General features: G+C 61.3%; 3 protein-coding genes and 1 pseudogene. 3 read left to right on the top strand and 1 reads right to left on the bottom strand.

The genetic code is table 11. The features are described from left to right. From EN984_RS39555 to EN984_RS31380, 3 genes and pseudogenes are all read left to right on the top strand, one after another. A pseudogene (locus EN984_RS39555) lies at positions 1–72 on the top strand (TIGR02301 family protein); the annotation flags it as partial. A 356-nt stretch (positions 73–428) separates the two neighbouring features. After that, complete coding sequence (locus EN984_RS31385; RefSeq protein WP_008874920.1) at positions 429–686, top strand: hypothetical protein; 258 nt, start codon at positions 429–431, stop codon at positions 684–686. A gap of 70 nt (positions 687–756) precedes the next feature. Beyond that, entirely contained in the window at positions 757–1,545 is a 789-nt protein-coding gene (locus EN984_RS31380) for a hypothetical protein (protein ID WP_164748946.1), read from the top strand. Between the two features lie 35 nt (positions 1,546–1,580). On the opposite strand, the gene EN984_RS31375 is transcribed toward EN984_RS31380, so the two are convergent. Continuing rightward, a partial coding sequence (locus EN984_RS31375; protein WP_127384210.1) for a dihydroorotase occupies positions 1,581–2,392 on the bottom strand: 812 nt, incomplete at its 5' end.

Below are 2,392 nucleotides of genomic sequence, written 5' to 3'. Positions count from 1 at the left end.
GAAGCCATCAGCCGCTACATGAAGGAAGGCGAGACGCTGTCTCGCGATATCGCCTCTCGTTACGGCAACTAGGCACTCGCTCATCAACAACTATCCGGATCATTGCCGGGCACAAGCCGATATATCGGCTTGTGCCAGGCGATTTCTTGGTGCAATCCTCATGTTGCACTTCTGCAACAGTATTAACGAAACCTTACAGCGCGAAAGCGGAATTAACTCAAACTGAAGGTTTTCGCCCCGCAGGCCGCCCCAATCGGCTAAGTTTGACTCGGACTGAACGCAGCTTCGCACAAGGCAATTGGGCTTTGTAAAAGACGATCAAAAAAATGTCGTATTTACAAATACTTAATTGTCCCTGCGTGTGAAATGAACAGATCAGGCCTGATCTACATCGACGGATCGCAGCTTGAAAGGGTGGACATTCGCTTATGGAACATGGTGTCAACGACATCGACGCGCTGGTCAGGGAAGAAAAACGCCTGACCGCCGTGGAAAGCCACAGCGAGGCCTGGGCGGAAGGTCTCTCCGCCGGGATAGAGCCCGAGATCATTGCCGAAGCAGCGCTCGAAACAGCCTTCGGCGAGATGTTGCGTGCCAATGGCGAGACCTCGGCCCTTGCCCTGCTCGACCGTATGCGTGAAAAGGTGATTGCTGGCGCCTTCGAACCTGAACGGCTGCGGCACTGAACCGACGTCCGGTTCTTTGACGGCAACATGCCGCTCGGGCGTCATGCCCGGAAGCAGGGAGAAACGGGCAGTGAGTTTTTCGATGTCAGGCAAGCCGTGTGGCTTGGTCCTTCGCATCTCCTTCGCCGCTTGCTGTGCCGCGATTCCCCTGCTTGTGTGTCTCGCGAGCAGCCCCGTGTATGCACTGAGCGAAATCAAGCGCGAAGAGCTCCCCCCGACAGTCACGCCGCCGGCCGACGACGACATGTCGCCCCCCGGAAGCGCCGTGCCGATGCCCAACCCGGTTGGAACACCGCCGCCGGCCAGCCAGCCGACTGCTCCTGCCGAAGCCGAGCCGAACAGTCCGGCGGATGGCGGCGTGACCAGACCGCGCGTCGATCCGGAAACGCCGGTGCCCGAGGTCGTCTACGATCTCGGCAAGCTGCCGGAACCGGTGCGGCGCATGCACGATCTGATCGTCGAAGCCTGCAAGGGCGGCGATATCGAAAAGCTGCGGCCGTTGATCGGCACGGGCGAGAGCATGACACAGATATCGCTGACCGACATAGACGGTGACGCCATCGCCTTCCTCAAGGGCCTCTCCGGCGACCCAGACGGTCAGGAGATTCTGGCCATCCTGGAGGAGGTGCTTAATGCCGGCTACGTCCACCTCGATGCCGGCACGCCACAAGAACTCTATGTGTGGCCGTATTTCTTCGCCCTGCCGCTGGACAAGCTGGACGCCAAGCAGCGGGTCGAGCTGTTCAAGATCGTCACCGCTGGCGATTTCAACGACATGAAGCAGTTCGGCGCTTATATTTTCTACCGTGTCGGCATCACGCCTGCCGGACAGTGGTCGTTCTTCGTCGCCGGGGATTGAGCTTTCTGCCTCTGCCCTTGCAGAGATCCGGGAGCCTAGACGGGCAATGCCTCGGAAAACTCCACCGCTTTGCCCTGGCCTGGCGTGACGATTTCCCCCTCCCACATGACACGTCGGCCTCGAATGACGGTGCCGACCGGCCAACCCGTCACTTCCCTGCCATCATAAGGCGTCCAGCCGGCTTTCGAGCCGGCCTGCGCATTGGTGATCATCTCGCGCCGCATCATGTCGACGATGGTGAAGTCGGCGTCATAGCCGGCGGCGATGCGGCCTTTCCTGGCCATGCCGAAGATCCGCTGCGGGCCATGACTGGACAGGTCGACGAAGCGCTGCAAGGTTAGCCGGCCGGCATTGACGTGGTCGAGCATGATCGGCACCAGCGTCTGCACGCCGGTCATTCCCGACGGAGAGGCCGGATACGGCTTGGCCTTCTCGGCCAGCGTGTGCGGCGCATGGTCGGAGCCGAGCACGTCGACAATGCCTTGCGCAATGCCGTGCCAGACGCCGTCGCGATGGCGGGCGGGGCGCACCGGCGGGTTCATCTGGATCAGCGTGCCAAGCCGTCCATAGTCGTCGGCGCTCAGCGTCAAATGATGCGGCGTTGCCTCGCAGGTCGCGACATCCTTGTGCTGTTCGAGGAACAAGATCTCCTCGGCCGTCGAGATGTGCAGGACATGGATGCGGGCACGCGCTTGCCTAGCGATGCGCACAAGCCGTTCGGTGCAGCGCAAGGCGGCGATTTCATCGCGCCAGACAGGGTGCGATGCCGGATCGCCCTCGATGCGCTCGCCAAGACGCTCGCGCAGCCGGAATTCGTCTTCCGAATGAAAGGCGGCGCGGCGGCGCG

It is taken from the genome of Mesorhizobium sp. M7A.F.Ca.CA.004.12.1.1, assembly GCF_003997835.1.
Lineage (GTDB): Bacteria > Pseudomonadota > Alphaproteobacteria > Rhizobiales > Rhizobiaceae > Mesorhizobium.
Note: the sequence above shows the minus strand (reverse complement) of the source record. Positions and strands in the feature narration are given on the sequence as shown.

Excerpts from the sequence above, each read along its gene's own strand:
- EN984_RS31385 (WP_008874920.1), top strand. The coding sequence starts at position 429 with ATGGAACATGGTGTCAACGACATCGACGCGCTGGTCAGGGAAGAAAAA.